19 protein-coding genes are annotated in these 16,312 nt (G+C 62.7%); 14 read left to right on the top strand and 5 right to left on the bottom strand.

Annotated elements, in window-relative coordinates:
- The first annotated feature begins 22 nt into the window (after positions 1-22).
- From purL to grxD, 7 genes are all read left to right on the top strand, one after another.
- On the top strand, positions 23-2,257 hold the full coding sequence (purL, locus tag P0Y65_04915) for a phosphoribosylformylglycinamidine synthase subunit PurL (protein WEK05600.1): 2,235 nt from the start codon (positions 23-25) through the stop codon (positions 2,255-2,257).
- A gap of 80 nt (positions 2,258-2,337) precedes the next feature.
- Positions 2,338-2,904, top strand: a complete 567-nt coding sequence (locus P0Y65_04910) for a hypothetical protein (protein WEK05599.1) — start codon at positions 2,338-2,340, stop codon at positions 2,902-2,904.
- Positions 2,905-2,973: 69 nt separating this feature from the next.
- Complete coding sequence (locus tag P0Y65_04905; protein ID WEK05598.1) at positions 2,974-3,207, top strand: BolA family transcriptional regulator; 234 nt, start codon at positions 2,974-2,976, stop codon at positions 3,205-3,207.
- Positions 3,207-3,527 (top strand): hypothetical protein, encoded by a 321-nt coding sequence (locus P0Y65_04900; protein WEK05597.1) that lies wholly within the window; start codon positions 3,207-3,209, stop codon positions 3,525-3,527. The genes P0Y65_04905 and P0Y65_04900 overlap by 1 nt, the downstream gene beginning before the upstream one ends.
- A complete protein-coding gene (locus P0Y65_04895) occupies positions 3,524-4,165 on the top strand; it encodes an HAD-IA family hydrolase (protein ID WEK05596.1) in 642 nt (213 codons plus the stop codon). Before P0Y65_04900 ends, P0Y65_04895 begins: the two co-directional genes overlap by 4 nt.
- Positions 4,162-4,392: a hypothetical protein gene (locus P0Y65_04890; GenBank protein ID WEK05595.1), complete on the top strand. Its 231-nt coding sequence runs from the start codon at positions 4,162-4,164 to the stop codon at positions 4,390-4,392. The genes P0Y65_04895 and P0Y65_04890 overlap by 4 nt, the downstream gene beginning before the upstream one ends.
- A gap of 178 nt (positions 4,393-4,570) precedes the next feature.
- Positions 4,571-4,906, top strand: coding sequence for a Grx4 family monothiol glutaredoxin (gene grxD, locus P0Y65_04885; GenBank protein ID WEK05594.1), 336 nt, complete (start codon positions 4,571-4,573; stop codon positions 4,904-4,906).
- A gap of 31 nt (positions 4,907-4,937) precedes the next feature.
- Here grxD and P0Y65_04880 read toward each other — a convergent pair whose 3' ends face one another.
- Complete coding sequence (locus P0Y65_04880) at positions 4,938-5,240, bottom strand: Dabb family protein (GenBank protein ID WEK05593.1); 303 nt, start codon at positions 5,238-5,240, stop codon at positions 4,938-4,940.
- Positions 5,241-5,389: 149 nt separating this feature from the next.
- Here P0Y65_04880 and P0Y65_04875 point away from each other — a divergent pair, with 149 nt between their 5' ends.
- Together P0Y65_04875 and P0Y65_04870 are read left to right on the top strand one after the other, a co-directional pair.
- Positions 5,390-6,607 (top strand): MFS transporter, encoded by a 1,218-nt coding sequence (locus P0Y65_04875; protein ID WEK05592.1) that lies wholly within the window; start codon positions 5,390-5,392, stop codon positions 6,605-6,607.
- A 117-nt stretch (positions 6,608-6,724) separates the two neighbouring features.
- Positions 6,725-7,978: a multidrug effflux MFS transporter gene (locus P0Y65_04870; protein ID WEK05591.1), complete on the top strand. Its 1,254-nt coding sequence runs from the start codon at positions 6,725-6,727 to the stop codon at positions 7,976-7,978.
- A gap of 9 nt (positions 7,979-7,987) precedes the next feature.
- On the opposite strand, the gene P0Y65_04865 is transcribed toward P0Y65_04870, so the two are convergent.
- The 3 genes from P0Y65_04865 to P0Y65_04855 form a co-directional block, all read right to left on the bottom strand.
- The gene (locus P0Y65_04865; GenBank protein ID WEK05590.1) at positions 7,988-8,611 is read right to left on the bottom strand and encodes an ATP-dependent Clp protease proteolytic subunit; all 624 of its coding nucleotides are present in this window, start codon (positions 8,609-8,611) and stop codon (positions 7,988-7,990) included.
- Positions 8,612-8,851: 240 nt separating this feature from the next.
- Positions 8,852-9,181: an SRPBCC domain-containing protein gene (locus tag P0Y65_04860; protein WEK05589.1), complete on the bottom strand. Its 330-nt coding sequence runs from the start codon at positions 9,179-9,181 to the stop codon at positions 8,852-8,854.
- Positions 9,178-9,492 (bottom strand): metalloregulator ArsR/SmtB family transcription factor, encoded by a 315-nt coding sequence (locus P0Y65_04855; protein WEK05588.1) that lies wholly within the window; start codon positions 9,490-9,492, stop codon positions 9,178-9,180. The genes P0Y65_04860 and P0Y65_04855 overlap by 4 nt, the downstream gene beginning before the upstream one ends.
- A 144-nt stretch (positions 9,493-9,636) precedes the next feature.
- On the opposite strand from P0Y65_04855, the gene P0Y65_04850 reads away from it, so the two are divergent.
- From P0Y65_04850 to P0Y65_04840, 3 genes are all read left to right on the top strand, one after another.
- Positions 9,637-10,833: an aminotransferase class V-fold PLP-dependent enzyme gene (locus P0Y65_04850; GenBank protein ID WEK05587.1), complete on the top strand. Its 1,197-nt coding sequence runs from the start codon at positions 9,637-9,639 to the stop codon at positions 10,831-10,833.
- Between the two features lie 207 nt (positions 10,834-11,040).
- Complete coding sequence (rpsD, locus tag P0Y65_04845) at positions 11,041-11,658, top strand: 30S ribosomal protein S4 (protein ID WEK05586.1); 618 nt, start codon at positions 11,041-11,043, stop codon at positions 11,656-11,658.
- Positions 11,659-11,790: 132 nt separating this feature from the next.
- Positions 11,791-13,029: an EAL domain-containing protein gene (locus P0Y65_04840; GenBank protein ID WEK05585.1), complete on the top strand. Its 1,239-nt coding sequence runs from the start codon at positions 11,791-11,793 to the stop codon at positions 13,027-13,029.
- A 30-nt stretch (positions 13,030-13,059) separates the two neighbouring features.
- Here the strand turns inward: P0Y65_04840 and P0Y65_04835 are convergent, their stop codons facing one another.
- Complete coding sequence (locus P0Y65_04835) at positions 13,060-14,451, bottom strand: SbmA/BacA-like family transporter (protein WEK05584.1); 1,392 nt, start codon at positions 14,449-14,451, stop codon at positions 13,060-13,062.
- Positions 14,452-14,618: 167 nt separating this feature from the next.
- On the opposite strand from P0Y65_04835, the gene ttcA reads away from it, so the two are divergent.
- Both ttcA and P0Y65_04825 read left to right on the top strand, forming a co-directional pair.
- Positions 14,619-15,482 (top strand): tRNA 2-thiocytidine(32) synthetase TtcA, encoded by an 864-nt coding sequence (ttcA, locus tag P0Y65_04830; GenBank protein ID WEK05583.1) that lies wholly within the window; start codon positions 14,619-14,621, stop codon positions 15,480-15,482.
- Positions 15,483-15,511: 29 nt separating this feature from the next.
- The gene (locus P0Y65_04825) at positions 15,512-16,309 is read left to right on the top strand and encodes an inositol monophosphatase (protein WEK06732.1); all 798 of its coding nucleotides are present in this window, start codon (positions 15,512-15,514) and stop codon (positions 16,307-16,309) included.
- Positions 16,310-16,312: the final 3 nt, after the last annotated feature.

Raw genomic sequence — 16,312 nt, 5'->3', positions numbered from 1 at the left:
TGCCTCACGGAATGCTTCTGCAATGACCCTGCGCAACGACATCGAAATCACTGCTGACCTGGTTGCCGATCATGGCCTCAAGCCCGACGAGTATCAGAAGATTCTCGATCTGATCGGGCGCGAGCCGACCTATACCGAGCTGGGCATTTTCTCGGCCATGTGGAACGAGCACTGCTCCTACAAGTCGTCCAAGAAGTGGCTGAAGACCCTGCCCACCACGGGTCCGCGCGTCATCCAGGGCCCCGGCGAAAATGCCGGCGTGGTCGATATCGGCGACGGCCAGGCCGTTGTCTTCAAGATGGAGTCGCACAACCACCCCAGCTTCATCGAGCCCTACCAGGGCGCGGCGACCGGCGTCGGTGGCATCCTGCGCGACGTCTTCACCATGGGCGCCCGACCCGTGGCGGCGATGAACGCCCTGCGCTTTGGTTCGCCCGACCATGAAAAGACCCGCCACCTCGTCTCGGGCGTCGTCGCCGGCGTCGGCGGCTATGGCAATGCCTTCGGCGTGCCCACCGTGGGCGGGGAGGTCGAATTCGACGAGCGCTACAATGGCAATATCCTGGTCAATGCATTTGCCGCCGGTCTCGCCGATACCGACAAGATCTTCTACTCCAAGGCCGAAGGCGTTGGCCTGCCCGTCGTCTATCTCGGCGCCAAGACCGGCCGCGATGGCGTCGGCGGCGCCACCATGGCCTCGGCCGAATTCGGCGATGACATCGAGGAAAAGCGCCCCACCGTCCAGGTCGGCGACCCCTTCACCGAAAAGCGCTTGTTGGAGGCCTGCCTCGAACTGATGCAGACCGGCGCCGTCATCGCCATCCAGGACATGGGTGCCGCCGGCCTCACCTGCTCGGCCGTCGAAATGGGCGCCAAGGGCGACCTCGGCATCGAGCTCGATCTCGACAAGGTGCCGGTTCGCGAAGAGCAGATGACGCCCTATGAGATGATGCTCAGCGAAAGCCAGGAGCGCATGCTCATGGTGCTGCATCCCGAAAAGGAAGCCGAGGCCCGTGCCGTTTTCGTCAAATGGGAACTCGACTTCGCCACCGTCGGCAAGACCACCGACGACCTGCGCTTCCGCGTCATGTGGCAGGGCGAGGAAGTCGCCAACCTGCCGATCAAGGAACTGGGCGACGAAGCCCCCGAATATGATCGTCCCTGGGTCGCTCCCACGACGCCCGCGCCGCTCGCCGTCACCGACGTGCCGCAGATGGACGTGGCCGATGCGCTGCTTAGGCTTGTTGGCGGTCACCAGATCGCTTCGCGCCGCTGGGTCTACGAACAGTATGACACGCTGATCCAGGGCAATAGCCTGCAGCGCCCCGGCGGCGACGCCGGCGTCATCCGCGTCGAGGGCCACGACACCAAGGGCCTGGCCTTCTCGTCGGACGTCACCCCGCGCTATTGCGAGGCAGATCCCTATGAAGGCGGCAAGCAGGCCGTGGCCGAATGCTGGCGTAACCTGACTGCCACCGGCGCCGAGCCGCTGGCCGCCACTGACAATCTCAATTTCGGCAATCCCGAACGCCCCGAAATCATGGGCCAGATCGTCCATGCCATCAAAGGTATCGGCGAAGCCTGTCTCGCGCTCGATTTCCCGATCGTTTCGGGCAATGTCTCGCTCTACAACGAAACCAATGGCCGCGGCATCCTGCCGACACCCACCATTGGCGGCGTGGGCCTTTTGCCTGACTGGAACCAGATGGCCCGCATCGGCTTTGCCGGCGCCAACCAGGTGATCCTGCTGGTAGGCGCGCCGGCCAGCCGCGGCACCCATCTCGGCCAGTCGGTCTATCTGCGTGACCTCTTCGGTCGCAAGGATGGTCCGGCGCCCAATGTCGATCTTGCCCATGAAAAGCGCACCGGCCACTTCGTCCGCAAGCTGATCCGCTCGGGCGTGGCCACCGCCTGCCACGACCTCAGCGACGGCGGCCTCGGCGTTGCCCTGGCCGAAATGGCTGTCGCTTCGGGCATTGGCGCAAACGTGACCGACCTTACCGACCAGGATCCGATCCTGCAGTATTTCGGCGAGGACCAGGGCCGCTACCTCGTCACCGTCAGCCTCGACCCTCAGGGCCAGGCCCTGGCGGACCTTTGGAAAGAGGCCGAATCCCTGGGCATTTTCGCGCCGTGGATCGGCACCACCGGCGGCTCTGATCTCGTTCTCGGCGCGGCCCGCCCTGTCCCGGTCGCCGACCTCAAGGCAGCCCATGATGGCTGGTTCCCCAGCTATATGGACGGCAAGGCTGCATAATCAGACGAACTGCCTTATGATCGCCGCTCTTTGAAGTGTTTTCACACTCAAGGGGCGGCGTTCTGTTTTTGGAGACTACGATGAAATTTGCACCGGCTTTCAGCCTCTTGGCTCTGTTGACGAGCCTTCTGCCGGTGGCAGCTTTCGCGCAGGACGTGGGCTCCAGCGGCTCGCCTCTTCCCGACCAGCCCTATACCCTGATCTACCCGCCCAACATGGTGACCGGCGGCGACCAGATCGGTGGCCCGGTGACCGTCAATCACCCCGAAATGCCGCTGCAATGCATCCTGGCGGTCATTCCGGTGGAAGACACCGCCTGGACCGCTGAAGGTGCCCTCGCCTCGCTTGATGCCGCAAGCGTCGCGGAAGGCTGGAGCGACACCCTGCCCGGCTTTGCCCTCGGCGCCAGCCTCGTCACCAACTACCAGAGCGGCCCTGCGCTGCAATACGAAGGCACCAACGCCGCCTCCGACACGGCGCCCGCAACAACCCTCGTCCACACCGAGACGGTGGCGGAAGGCAATGGCTATACGCTCGATTGCCTCTACCCGACCGAAGTCGCCGCCAATGCCCGCCCGATCGTCGACGCCATCATCGCCAATTTCTCTACCTCGCAGGACGCCCAGCCGGTAACCGCTTTCCCGTAGCGCTCCGGCATTGAAGGCTGCACCCACGCGTGCCATATCAGGGTGCAGCAAACCCCAAGGAGAAGCGCCATGGCCATGGACGCCAGCGAAATCGAACGCCGGATCAAGGCGGCCCTTCCCGATGCCGATATCGAAATCCGCGACCTGGCGGGTGACGGCGATCATTGGGCGGCGACGGTCAAATCCGAGCAGTTCCGCGGCAAGACCCGCGTCCAGCAGCACAAGCTGGTTTACGATAGCCTCCAGGGCGACATGGGCGGCGCCCTGCACGCCTTGGCCCTCCAGACGGTCATCCCAGACTGATGTCCCTGCGCGACTCGCTTGACCTGATCCGCATGGTTCGGCCCGAGGCCGGAACAGCGGCGCTGGACAACGAGATCGCCGCAGAACGCGCCTCATCCCTTTGGGCTGCCGAGCAGCGTGTCCTCAAGGCCATCGCGGCCCTTGAGGCCGCCACCGGGGATCGCGAAATGCCCCTCGTCCAGGCGCGCAAAGTCGTCTGGGAATATTTCGTCCAGCGCGAACTCGTCGGCTTCCGCAGGCATGCCGACGTGATTGCGGACCTCCGCATTCCCCCCGAAGTGCTTCTCGGCCTCGGCGCAATGCCGATCAAGCCAAGATGACCCGGGCCGTCCTCTTCGATGTCGACGGCGTCATCATTCACGGCTACCATGCCAATCCTGCCCGCGTCCGCCCTTGGGATGCAAACCTTCTCGCCGACATGGGCGTCGACCCCGACCGCTTTCGCCGCGAGTTCATCTTTGACCTCTTCATGAAAAAGGTCATCACCGGCGAAATGGCGCTGATCCCGGCCCTTGAGCGCCGGCTACCCGCCCTCGGCTACAAGGGCTCGCCCATGGTCTTCGCCCACTACTGGCTGACCCACGATTCCGAACTCAACGCGCCCCTGCTCGACGTCATCCGCCAGCTCAAGGCGCGAGAGGGCCTCAAACTCTACCTCGCCACTAACCAGGAACATTTGCGCGCCCAGCACTTGTGGAGCCACCTGGGCCTGTCCGACCTCTTTGAAGACATTTTCTACGCCGCCCGCATCGGCGCCAGAAAACCTGACCCGCGCTTCTTCACCTTTGTCGACGACAAGCTCGGCCCGCAGTCCGAACCACCGCTGTTTTTCGACGATTCCCCCGAGGTCATCGCCGGCGCCCGCAAGCACGGATGGGAAGCCGTCTTGTTCAACACGGTGGACGATTGCACCAGCCACCCCTGGATTGCCGAGCGCCTGATCGAGGCCGGAAAATGAGCCCCGCCGAGGCCGAGCAGACCAAGCTGCGCGCGGCCTTTCTGAACTCGATCGCCTCGTCCAGCATTGTTGCCTCTGTTATTACGCCCGCGGTAGGCCTATCTATAGGCGCGATAAACGTGGCTTCGAGCAATTTCGTGATCGTCGCCACCGCCTGCGGATTTTGGTGCGTCGTCGGATTTGTGATACACTTGTTCGCAGTTCGTCTGCTGGGCAAGCTGGAGTAGCGCTATGGAACTCTATGCCTTCTTCATCTGGCCGGCCGTGGTTTTTGGTGCTTTGGCCGCCTACGGCTGGTACGCCTATGGAAAAACCGGCAAGCACCACCCACATCCTGGCGAGTGATGATCACTCCCGTTAAACCGAATTTTCTGCCTGCACCCCAGGCCATGCGTGAGATTTGAAATGACCGACATCAACGCCTTCATCGACGACAGCGTGAAGAACAACGACATCTTCCTGTTCATGAAGGGCTCGCCGGACTTCCCCCAGTGCGGCTTTTCCGGCCAGGTCGTGCAGATCCTGAGCTATCTCGGTGTCGAATATGGCAGCGCCAATGTGCTCGAAAGCGCCGAACTGCGCGACGGCATAAAGGCCTATACCAACTGGCCGACCATTCCCCAGCTCTACGTCAAGGGTGAATTCATCGGCGGTGCCGACATCGTCCGCGAGATGTTTCAGAACGGCGAGCTGCAGTCGCATCTTGAAAGCGCCGGCATCCCGGTCAAGCAGTCGGCCTGATCGCCACTGATCTGAGTTTCAAAAGCCGGGCCTAGTGCCCGGCTTTTTCTTTGGCGGCGAAATCGGCCGAAAGCCGGATCTCCCGTAGCGGTCGCACGCGTTTGGTTGCCTCGGCATAAGTCGGATGCGCCTTGTAGGCGGCCAGCGCCGCCGCGTCGGCGAACTCGCCATAGACCACCACATCCACCTCGTTGGATATCTGGTCCACCTTGGAATTCCGCGTCACCTCGAAATGGCTCGAATGCGGGATCGTGCCCAGCAATTCCAGCCCCTCGACGATGGCTTCGACATTGCCCGGTTCACTGGCGGTGAAGAAAACGATATGGCGGATCAAGGCACGGCTCCTAGTAACTGCCGCCCTAATATCCCCGATTGACGCATAGGTTAAGCCATCAAATCCCGTGATGGGCGCCATAAGGCAATATCGCTTTGCGTGATGATGTCGCAGGCGTAATCTGCCGCCCTCACCGGATGGCCCCTTCCATGACGACCCAGACGCTCCGCCCCGCGGTCCCCCTCATCGTGCTGATCATCGCTGGCTGCCTCATCGCCGCCATCGGTAATGGCGTGCGCACCAGCTTCGGCCTCTTCACCGTGCCGATGACCGCAGACCTCGGCCTGACGCGCGAGGGCTGGAGCATGGCCATGGCGATCCAGAACCTGGCCTGGGGCATCGCCCAGCCCTTTGCCGGCGCCTATGCCGATCGCGTCGGCACCGGCCGCACCATTGCCATCGGCGCTGTCATATACGCACTGGGCGTCATCACCATGGCCTTCTCGCCCACCGCCAGCCTGCTCATGGTCACCGCCGGCATCATCACCGGCGTTGGCATCGCCATCTGCTCCTTCTCCGTCGTCATGGCCGCCTTCGGCCGCTCGGTTCCTGCAGAAAAGCGCTCGCTGATCTTTGGCGTCGCCACCGCCGCCTCCTCCTTTGGCCAGTTCGCCTTTGCCCCGATCAGCCAGGGATTCATCTCTTCCTTCGGCTGGCAGTCGTCCCTGCTCTATCTCGGCATGGCACTGCTGCTCATCATTCCGTTGAGCTTTGCCCTGCGCGGCCGCACCGAAAACACCACCGGCCACGCCGACCTGCCCTTCATGCAGGCCCTCGCCCGCGCCTGGGGCCACGGCTCCTATCGCCTCTTGGTCATCGGCTTCTTCGTCTGCGGCTTCCATCTCGCCTTCATAAATGTCCACATGCCCGCCTATCTGGTGCAATGCGGCCTGTCACCCGAAGTCGGCTCCTGGACCATTGCCGTCATTGGCCTGTTCAACATCGTAGGCTCCCTGCTCGCCGGCTATCTCGGCGGCAAGCTGCCCAAGCAGATGCTGCTCGCCACCATCTATTTCCTGCGCGCGGTTTCCATCGGCCTCTTCCTGCTGATTCCCGTCAGCGAGATCACCGCCTATGCCTTTGCCGCCTCCATGGGCCTGCTCTGGCTCTCGACCGTCCCGCTCACCGCCGGCCTCGTCAGCCTGTTCTTCGGCGCCCGCTACATGGGCATGCTCTACGGCGTAGCCTTCTTCAGCCACCAGCTCGGCTCTTTCGTCGGCGTCTGGCTGGGCGGCTTTGCCTATGACCAGACCGGCTCCTACAGCCTGGTCTGGTATCTTGGAATCGTGCTGGGACTGGCTTCCGCGGCCCTTCACATCCCAATCAACGAGCGCAGTGCGCCAAACTTTGCTCTCAAGCCCGCCTGATCGGAGAAACATCGGTTTTTGCCGATAGACGCTTGCCAAAGCCGGTCCTGAGGTTCATGGTCCGCGCAAATTCTGCGGGCGCACCCTCCTTGCGCCGGCCTTCCCGAGATCAATTCCATGTCCGACCATTTTACGCGGGTGCTTTCGCGCCCTGAATTCATTGCCCTCATGGCGGCCCTGATGGCGCTCAATGCGCTGGCCATCGACGTCATGCTGCCGGCCCTGCCCTATATGGGCGAGGCGCTGGGCGTCACCTCCGAGAACGAGCGTCAGTTCGTCGTTTCCGCCTATATGCTGGGCATGGGCGTCGCCCAACTGGCCTTCGGCCCGCTCACCGATCGCTTCGGTCGCCGCGCACCGCTGCTTGTTGGCATGGGCATCTATATCGTTGCCGCCATCGCCGCGGTCTTTGCCCCCAGCTTTGCTACGCTTCTGGTGCTGCGCGTCGTCCAGGGCATGGGCGCCGCCTCGGTCCGCGTCATCTCCACCGCCATCATCCGCGACCGGTATGAGGGTCGTGCCATGGCCGAGGTCATGTCGCTGGTCTTCATGGTCTTTATGGCCATCCCGATCATCGCCCCCGGCATCGGCCAGGTCATCCTGCTCGTCGGCGAATGGCACATGATCTTCATCTTCATGGGCGTGCTGGCTGCAGCCTTCTGGCTCTGGACCTATGTCCGCCTGCCCGAAACCCTGCCCGTGGCCAACCGCCGCCCGCTCAGCCTCAAGGCCGTGGTCGACGGTTTCGTCATCGTCTTCACCAATCGCGTCGCCTTTTCCTATGGCCTGGCCGGCACCTTCCTCTTTGGTGCGCTGTTCGGCTTCATCAGCTCCAGCCAGCAGATCTATGTCGATATCTACGGGCTGGGCGTCTATTTCCCCGTCGCCTTTGCTGCCATGGCAGGCCTGATGGGCGTCTCTTCCTTCACCAACTCCAAGATCGTCAGCCGCGTCGGCATGCGCCGCCTGTCGCATGGCGCCATGCTGGTCTTCACCCTTTTCAGCGCCATCTGGCTGGCCCTGGCCCTGGTCGGCTTCCTGCCGCTCTGGCTCTTCTTCAGCCTGCTGGCCATCATCATGTTCTGCTTCGGCTGGTCCGCCTCGAACATGAATTCGCTCTCCATGGAGCCGCTGGGCGCCGTGGCCGGCACCGCTGCTGCCGTCTTTGGCTTCATCCAGACCGTTGGCGGCGCCCTCATTGGCAGCTTCACCGGACAGCTCTTCAACGGCACCACCGTTCCCGCTGCTACGGGCTATTTCACCATGGGCGTGCTGGCCCTGATCTGCATTCTGGTCGCTGAAAACGGCAAGCTGTTCGGCGTCCATGAACAGCACAGCCACGCCGACATGAGCCACGCCGGCGGGCACTGACCTGTCCTTTCACTCGATCGCGGCCGGACCTGAAATCTGGCCGCGATCACTATAGACGTGATCGACCAGCCCCCAGTCGCGCGCCTGTTCGGCGGTCATGTATTTGTCCCGCTCCAGCGCCGCCTCGACATCCTCATAACTCCGCCCGCAATGTTTTGCGTAGATCCCGTTGATCAGCCGCTTGAGCCGCAGGCTTTCCTCGGCATGGATCAGGATATCGGTGACCTTGCCCTGGTAGCCACCGCTCGGCTGATGCAGCATGATCGAGGCGCTCGGCAGGCAGATCCGCTGCCCCGCCTCACCCGCCGCCAGCAACACGGTCGCCGCTGACGCTGCCATCCCCAGGCACAGCGTCCCCACTGGCGCCTTGATGAACTGCATCGTGTCATACATGGCGAGCGCCGCCGTCACGACTCCACCGGGCGAGTTGATGTAGAGGTAGATTTCCTTCTTGGGATTCTCCGCTTCGAGGAACAGCAGCTGCGCATTGACGAGCGAGGCCATGGTGTCCTCGATCTCCCCATTGACGAAGATGATCCGCTCCCGCAGCAGCCGCGAGTAAATATCAAAACTCCGCTCCCCCCGCGTCGACTGTTCCACCACCATAGGGACGAGCTGCATCATTTCGCGCATCGGCGATCTCCTGTTCAGATGTGTTTGAATTCTCGGTCGGCACCAAGGCCGCCGCAGACACTGACCACCCTCTCCCCTTGAGGGAGAGGGACAGCCTTTTTTGCGTTCAGCAAAAAAGCAGGGTGAGGGGTGCTGCACTCGCCCATGCCTGAATGCACCAAGCTAGCTCGATGACCCCTCATCCGCCCTTCGGGCACCTTCTCCCTCAAGGGGAGAAGGCCGACCCCACAACCTCTGTCGCTAAGCGGCGAGCATCATGACCACATCTGCCTCATTGCTATTCGCCGCCACCGGCATCACCACCGGGACATGCGTCAGCCGGAACCACGTCCCGCCTTCTTCCGTGGCGCTGAGCTCGAACGTCACCAGACTGTCCTCGACACCCTCACCACCATCTCGCCAGCGATAGGTGAGACTGCGGTTCTCCTCTTCCGCCACCACCGCCAGATCAGCCGGCGCATCGAGCTTCAGCCAACGCTCGAGATATTCCGGAACGGTCAGCGCCCGCCAGACCTTCTCCACCGGCGCGTCCAGTTCACATTCATAGACCAGCTCATCCCCGTCACTCATTGATCCATCTCCTTGAGCAGGTCTTTGAGATTATCGATCCGGCTCGGCCAGAAGGCGCGATATTTCGTGAGCCACGCGTGCAGCGGCGCCATGCCCTCGGCTTCGACTCGGTAATGGGCAAACCGCCCCTCGCGCCGCTCGCTGATCAGTCCCGCCCCGCGCAACACCGCCAGATGCTGGCTCATCGCCGGCTGCGAAATGGCAAAGCCCTCGCGCAACTCGGTTGCCGTCATCTCGGCGGAAGCCAGCTTCTCCAGCACCGCCCGCCGCGTCGGATCCGCCAGCACCTTGAATATATCCGTATCGCTCATGCCTACACATAAGCACAGACTTATGAGTCTAGCAAGAGCCTGTCCATCAATCCCGGTGATGCGAGCCATTCGCCCAATTGGGTTGATCCCGCCACCCAACTCCTCTCAGATGCGTCACCCGTAGCCCAACACGACCGAGCCCGCATGACCCTCAGCACTGGCCGCTCCTACCTCGCCATTCCCGGCCCCTCGGTTTCGCCCGAGCGCGTGCTCAACGCCATGCACCGCACCGCGCCCAATATCTACGAGGGCGAGATCGTCGATCTCACGCGGGCCATGATTCCCGATCTGAAGCGCGTCGCCCAGACCAACCAGAATGTCGCCATCTACATCGCCAATGGCCATGGCGCCTGGGAGGCGGCCAACTGCAACATGTTCTCGCGGGGCGACCGCGCCCTGCTGGTCGCCACCGGCAGATTCGGCCACGGCTGGGCAGAGGCGATGCAGCGCCAGGGCGTCGCGGTCGACATCATCGACTTCGGCAAATCCGGCCCCGCTGACCCGCAGCGCATCGCCGACGCCCTCGCCGCCGACACGAACCACGCCATTCGCGCCGTCCTCGTCACCCATGTCGACACAGCCTCCAGCGCCCGCAATGACATTGCCGCCATCCGCGCTGCCATCGATTCGACCGGCCACCCCGCTCTCCTCGCGGTCGATGCCATCGCCTCGCTCGGCTGCGACGAGTTGCGCATGGATGACTGGGGAATCGACGTCATTGTCGGCGCCAGCCAGAAGGGTCTGATGCTGCCGCCGGGGCTCGGCTTCGTCTGGTTCTCCGACAAGGCGCTCGAAATCTCGCAGCGCTCCGACCTCGTCACCCCCTATTGGGACTGGAAGCCGCGCGGCACCGGTGCCGAATTCTACCAGTATTTCGGCGGCACCGCCCCAACCCATCATCTCTACGGGCTGCGCGAATCCCTCACCATGATCCTCGACGAGGAAGGAATCGAAAACACCTGGGACCGCCACCGCCGGCTCGCTCAATCCGTCTGGGCCGCCTTTGACGCCTGGGGCCGGGGCACCGACATCGCCCTCAACATCGCCGAGCCCAAGGCCCGCGGCTGGTCCGTCACCGCCGCCACCATGCCCAATGGCGCCGCTGGCAAGCTGCGCCGCTGGCTCGAACAGGAGGCTGGCGTGACCCTGGGCATTGGTCTGGGCATGGCCCTGCCCCACGAACCGGCCTATCAGGACTTCCTGCGCGTCGGTCACATGGGTCATGTCAACGCTCATATGACGCTGGGCGTCCTCGCCACCATGGAGGCTGGCCTCCAGGCGCTCGACATCCCCCACGGTCCCGGGGCACTCGAAGCCGCAGCAGGAGCGCTCTTGAGGTAGGAAAGACCGTCATCCGCTTGACATCTCCCGCCCCCGAAGCTAAATCCCGCGCACCTATTCAGGGCGCAGATAACTTCTGGGTCCATAGGCGCACCCGGGATCTTCAAGTTTTTGAGGTCTGTCGGCCACTCGCAAGAGTGGCAGAGGAGGGCGCGATCCATTTAACTCGCGCACGGCCAGCGGCCATGCGCCAAAGAAGGATACGCGATGTCGAAGCGTCATTCAGTCAAGTACAAGATCGATCGCCGTCTTGGCGAAAACATCTGGGGCCGTCCGAAGTCCCCGCTCAACGCCCGCGCCTATGGCCCCGGCCAGCATGGCCAGCGCCGCAAGGGCAAGCTGTCGGACTACGGTCTGCAGCTGCGCGCCAAGCAGAAGCTCAAGGGCTACTACGGCACGATCACCGAAAAGGCGTTCAAGAAGCTTTATAACGAAGCTGCTCGCGTCAAGGGCGACACCGGCGAAAACCTGATCGGCCTGCTCGAGAGCCGTCTGGACGCCATCGTCTACCGCGCCAAGTTCGTCGCCACCGTCTTCGCTGCCCGCCAGTTCGTGTCCCACGGCCACATCCTGGTCAACGGCAAGCGCGTCAACATTCCGTCCTACCAGGTCAAGGTTGGCGACAAGGTTGAAGTCCGCGATCGTTCCAAGCAGCTCACCGTTCTGCTCGAAGCTGTCCAGCTCGCCGAGCGCGACGTTCCCGATTACGTCGAAGTCGACCACAACAAGATGTCCGCAACCTTCGCCCGCGTCCCGGGCCTGTCGGACGTCCCCTACCCGGTCCAGATGGAACCGAACCTGGTCGTCGAATTCTACTCGCGTTAATCCAAACGACTATCAAATGATAACGAGGCCGCTCTTTTTGAGCGGCCTTTTCTTTTTCTACATTGCGCAAACACGATGTTTAGCTAGTAATTCCAATGGGAACGCAGGCATGCCGTCTTTTTCGGGGACATCATGCAGCACACGACTACCGGCCAGAAGGCCGGCGCTGACACATTGCCAATCGCCCTGTCGCCTCAGGTCACTGAGAGCATCGACCGCGTCTTGACCGCCATTCGTTCGCATCTGCGCATGGACGTTGCTTTCATCACCGAATTTTTGGGCTCCAGCCGCATCTTTCGCAGCGTCGACTTCACCAGCCCGGCCGGCGACGTGGAAGCAGGCAATGTCGTCCCCATCGCCTCGGGCTATTGCCAGCATGTCACCGCCGGTCGCCTGCCCGAGCTGATCGCCGACACCTCGACCGTGCCGCTCGCCCAGACCATTCCGGAAACCCGCCAATTGCCGATCGGCGCCCATCTCAGCGTTCCGATCCGCGTCGATCACGGCAAGATCTTCGGCACCTTCTGCTGCTTCAGCCATCGCCCCATGCCCGAACTCGGCCAGCCCGAGCTGGATCTCATGCACACCTTCGGTCGCATGATCGCACTGGAACTGACCAAGGACATCGAGCGCGACGCCGAGCAGCGCCGCAAGATCACCCAGGTGCACAATGCCATGTGGTCCGGCGATCCCGACATCGTCTTCCAGCCGGTGCTGCGCCTCGAAGACCGCAAGATCATTGCCGTCGAGGCGCTGTCGCGCTTCGCCGCACCACCCCGGCAGACGCCGGATCGCTGGTTCGCCGATGCGGCCGACGTTGGCATGGGCGGCATGCTCGAAATGCTGGCCCTGCGCCGCGCCGTTGCCCTCTGCCGCGATCTGCCACGGGGCGTCTCGGTCAATCTCAACGTCTCGCCCAATACGCTGCTGACCGAAAACATCCTTCACGTGCTGCACGGCTTCGATCCCCGCCGCGTTGTCGTGGAAATCACCGAGCACGAGCCGGTGCACGACTACGAGCCGCTGCTCCTGGCGCTGAAGCCCCTGCGCGAGGCCGGTATCCGCGTCGCCATCGACGATGCCGGTGCCGGCTATTCGAGCCTCCGCCACGTGCTGATGCTGCGCCCCGAGATCGTCAAGCTCGACGTCAGCCTCACCCGCGGCGTCGACCATGACCCCATGCGGCAGGCCATGGCCGCCGCGCTGGGCGAATTCGCCCGCCGTACCGGCACCATCGTCGTCGCCGAAGGCGTCGAAACCACCGCCGAACTCGAAGCCCTGATGGACGTCGGCATCCCCGAGATCCAGGGCTACATCCTCAGCAAACCGCAACCGATGGCCGATCTACTCAAAATGCTGAAGCCGAACTGAAAAGGGCCGCTCCTAAGAGCGGCCCTTTGCTTAGATCGTGGCTGCGTCGCTCACCGATGGATTGATTGGCGGCTGGTCTTTGGGAATGTAGCTCTCGAACTTGCGCAGACGCTTGTGCACCGACAACAACTCGATAACCGTGCCCCAGGCGCGTGCCAGGAACTGGAACGATTGGGCCACCTGCCCGAAGGCCTGCTGCACCTGCTGGTACAGCCCCAGCGTCAGCGCTCCCGCCAAGATCGAGGGCGCCAGCACCAGCAGCGGGATATACCCAGCCAGTTGCAGGTAGCCGTAGCGGGCGAAGTTGAAATAGGTGTAGTGCCAGTAGATGCGGTAGTAGTTCTTCTGCACATTGGCAAACAGCTCGCGCACCGTCATCGGCTCTGCCCGCTCCGCATGGTCCTCGCCATAAACAAGTTCCTTGCGATAGGCCGCCTCGACCTTCTGGTTCTCGAACTGCAGCCCCGGCAATTTGACGCCGACACCGGCCAGGAACACCGTTCCCAGCGCCGCCGAGACAAGGGCGATCCAAACGAGGCTTCCCGGCACCGGGCCAAGGATGGGCAGTTCGGTCACGACCTGCGACAGCCCCCACAGGATGGGCAGGAAGACCGCGAGGGTAATCAGCGCGTCAAAGAAGCTCGTGCCCAGGTCCTCGACGATCTGCGCGAAGCGCATTGTGTCCTCCTGAACGCGCTGCGCCGCGCCTTCGGTGGTCCGGATGGCGGGCCAGTAGGACATGTAGAAGGCATTCATCGCCTTGCGCCAGCGGAACACATAGTGGCTCGTCAGGAAGGCGAGAAGCACCAGCACGAGGATGCGCGGTACGACGACGAGCATGATCGTCCAGATCTCGCCATAGAGCGTCTCCGCGCTCACCGAACCCGGCGTCGATAGCGCCGACTGCAGCGTATTGAAGAACGTGCCCTGCCAGTTGTTGACGAAAGCATCGACCTGAACGTTGAAGTAAAGCACCAGCAGGATGCTGGTCGAGCCGACAACCGACCACCAGTACCACTCGTTGCGCTCGAAGAAATACCAGAACAGGCAGAACAGCGCCGCGATCATGATTACATATTGGTATAGCCAGAATTGCTCGCCCGTAAGGAACGAACCTTCAGGCGTGCAAGCAATGGTGGCAACAGCGTTGGGCACGGAACTGTCCACTGGCGCCGCAGCAGCAGGTGACGCCTGCTCAGACTCGGCCGCAGGCGGCGCACCGGGCGTCGTCTCAGCCGGATTGACGACGGTTTCGTCAGCCGTTGGCGCCGGCTCGCACATCGGTGCGATAATGAACCGGTCGAGGCTGACAGCCTGGCGCAGCGGTGCACTCAGAGCGTACCAGCCCAGCGTTGCCAGCAAAAGCCAGACCGCTGCTGACGAAAAGAACAGACGTGGATTGGGAAAGAAGGATCGAAACACCGCGAGTCTCCAGGGTGCCAGGCAAGGCAGTCATCTAGCTGTCGTAATATGGCCGAATGCAAGTGCAGAAAATTAAGCTTTGGTAATGTCTCCAAGGCCCGGTTTTCCTTCCCCTCAACACCAAGGGGCGCTATCAGCACAGGGACTGAATGAAAGTGAGTTTGGCCATGAGCGAGGTCATGGACGCGCCGGCACAGGATGACGCCGAAACCGGCGGTCACCCTATCTATGCCCATGCGCCGCGCAGTGGCGAATTCAACAAGCTGCGCAAGCGGCTGATCCGCAATACGCGCGAGGCGCTGGAAAAATTCGCCATGGTGCGGCCAGGCGAAAAATGGCTCGTGGCCCTGAGTGGCGGTAAGGACAGCTATTCCATGCTGGGGCTGCTGCTCGATCTCAAATGGCGCGGCATGCTGCCGGTGGAACTGCTGGTCTGCAATCTCGACCAGGGCCAGCCCAATTTCCCCAAGCACATCCTTCCGCAATTTCTGACCGGCCTCGGCATCGAGCATCGCATCGAATACAAGGATACCTATTCGATCGTCACCGAAAAGCTGCCGGCCGGCGCGACCTATTGCTCGCTCTGCTCGCGCCTGCGCCGCGGCAACCTCTATCGCATCGCCCGCGAGGAAGGCTGCACCGCCCTGGTGCTCGGCCACCACCGCGACGACAGCCTCGAAACCTTTTTCATGAACATGTTCCATGGCGGACGCCTTGCCGCCATGCCGCCGCGCCTGCTCAATGACGAGGGCGACCTCGAAGTCCTGCGTCCGCTGATCTACTGCGCCGAGGACGACCTGCAGCGCTTCTCCGATGCCATGGCCTTCCCGATCATCCCCTGCGACCTCTGTGGCAGCCAGGATGGGCTGGAGCGCAATGCCATGAAGGCCATGCTCAACGACATCGAAAAGCGCATGCCCGGTCGCAAGGATGTCATGATCCGCGCGCTAGGCAACATCAACCCGAGCCACATGCTCGATCCCAAGCTCTTCGACTTCGCCAACCTGTTCGACAAGAGGACTGCCCCTTGAAACTGGACGTGACGCATCTCATCACCACCATGCGTCACGCAGCCGAAAAGGAGATCGTCCCCCGCTTCCGCAATCTGGGGGCCGGCGACATCAACGAAAAATCCTCCTCGATCGACCTGGTGACCCAGGCCGATCTCGGCGCCGAGCGCGAAATCACCGCCGCTCTGCGGGATCGCTATCCCACCGCCCTCATTGTCGGCGAAGAGGCCTATGCCGCCGATCCCTCGGTCATGCATGGCCTGGCCGAGGCCGAACTGGCCTTCGTCATCGACCCCGTGGATGGCACTTTCAATTTCGCCGCCGGCAATCCGCTCTTTGGCTCGATCCTCGCCGTCGTCGCCAATGGCGTCACCGTCGCCGGCATCATCCACGATCCGCTGCATGACGATACGCTGGTGGCCGAACTGGGCAGTGGCGCCTTCCTCCATCGCGCCGGCCAGCAGACCAGTCCCATCAAGGTGGCCGACCCGGTGCCACTGTCCGAAATGATCTCAGTCATGAGCTGGAGCTATTTGCCCCAGCCGGCACGCAATGAGGTCGCCGCCAACATGGCTGGCATCCGCATGTCCATGGCCTATGGCTGCTCGGCTTATGAATACTGGATGGTCGCGACCGGTCGCGCGCATTTTCTCGCCGCCAACGGCATGATGCCCTGGGATCATCTCGCCGGCGCCCTGATCCATCAGGAAGCCGGCGGCTATAATGCCCATCTCGATGGCACGCCCTATCGCCCCGGCCAGATCACCGGCGGCCTTCTCTGTGCACCTGACAGGGACAGCTGGACGCAGATCCGGCAGAATATCATCACGCCCCTTCCCACGCACTGACAG

The organism is Candidatus Devosia phytovorans (assembly GCA_029202405.1).
GTDB classification, from domain to species: domain Bacteria; phylum Pseudomonadota; class Alphaproteobacteria; order Rhizobiales; family Devosiaceae; genus Devosia; species Devosia phytovorans.
The sequence above is the reverse complement of the archived record's forward strand: the minus strand, read 5'-3'. Positions and strand labels throughout refer to the sequence as shown.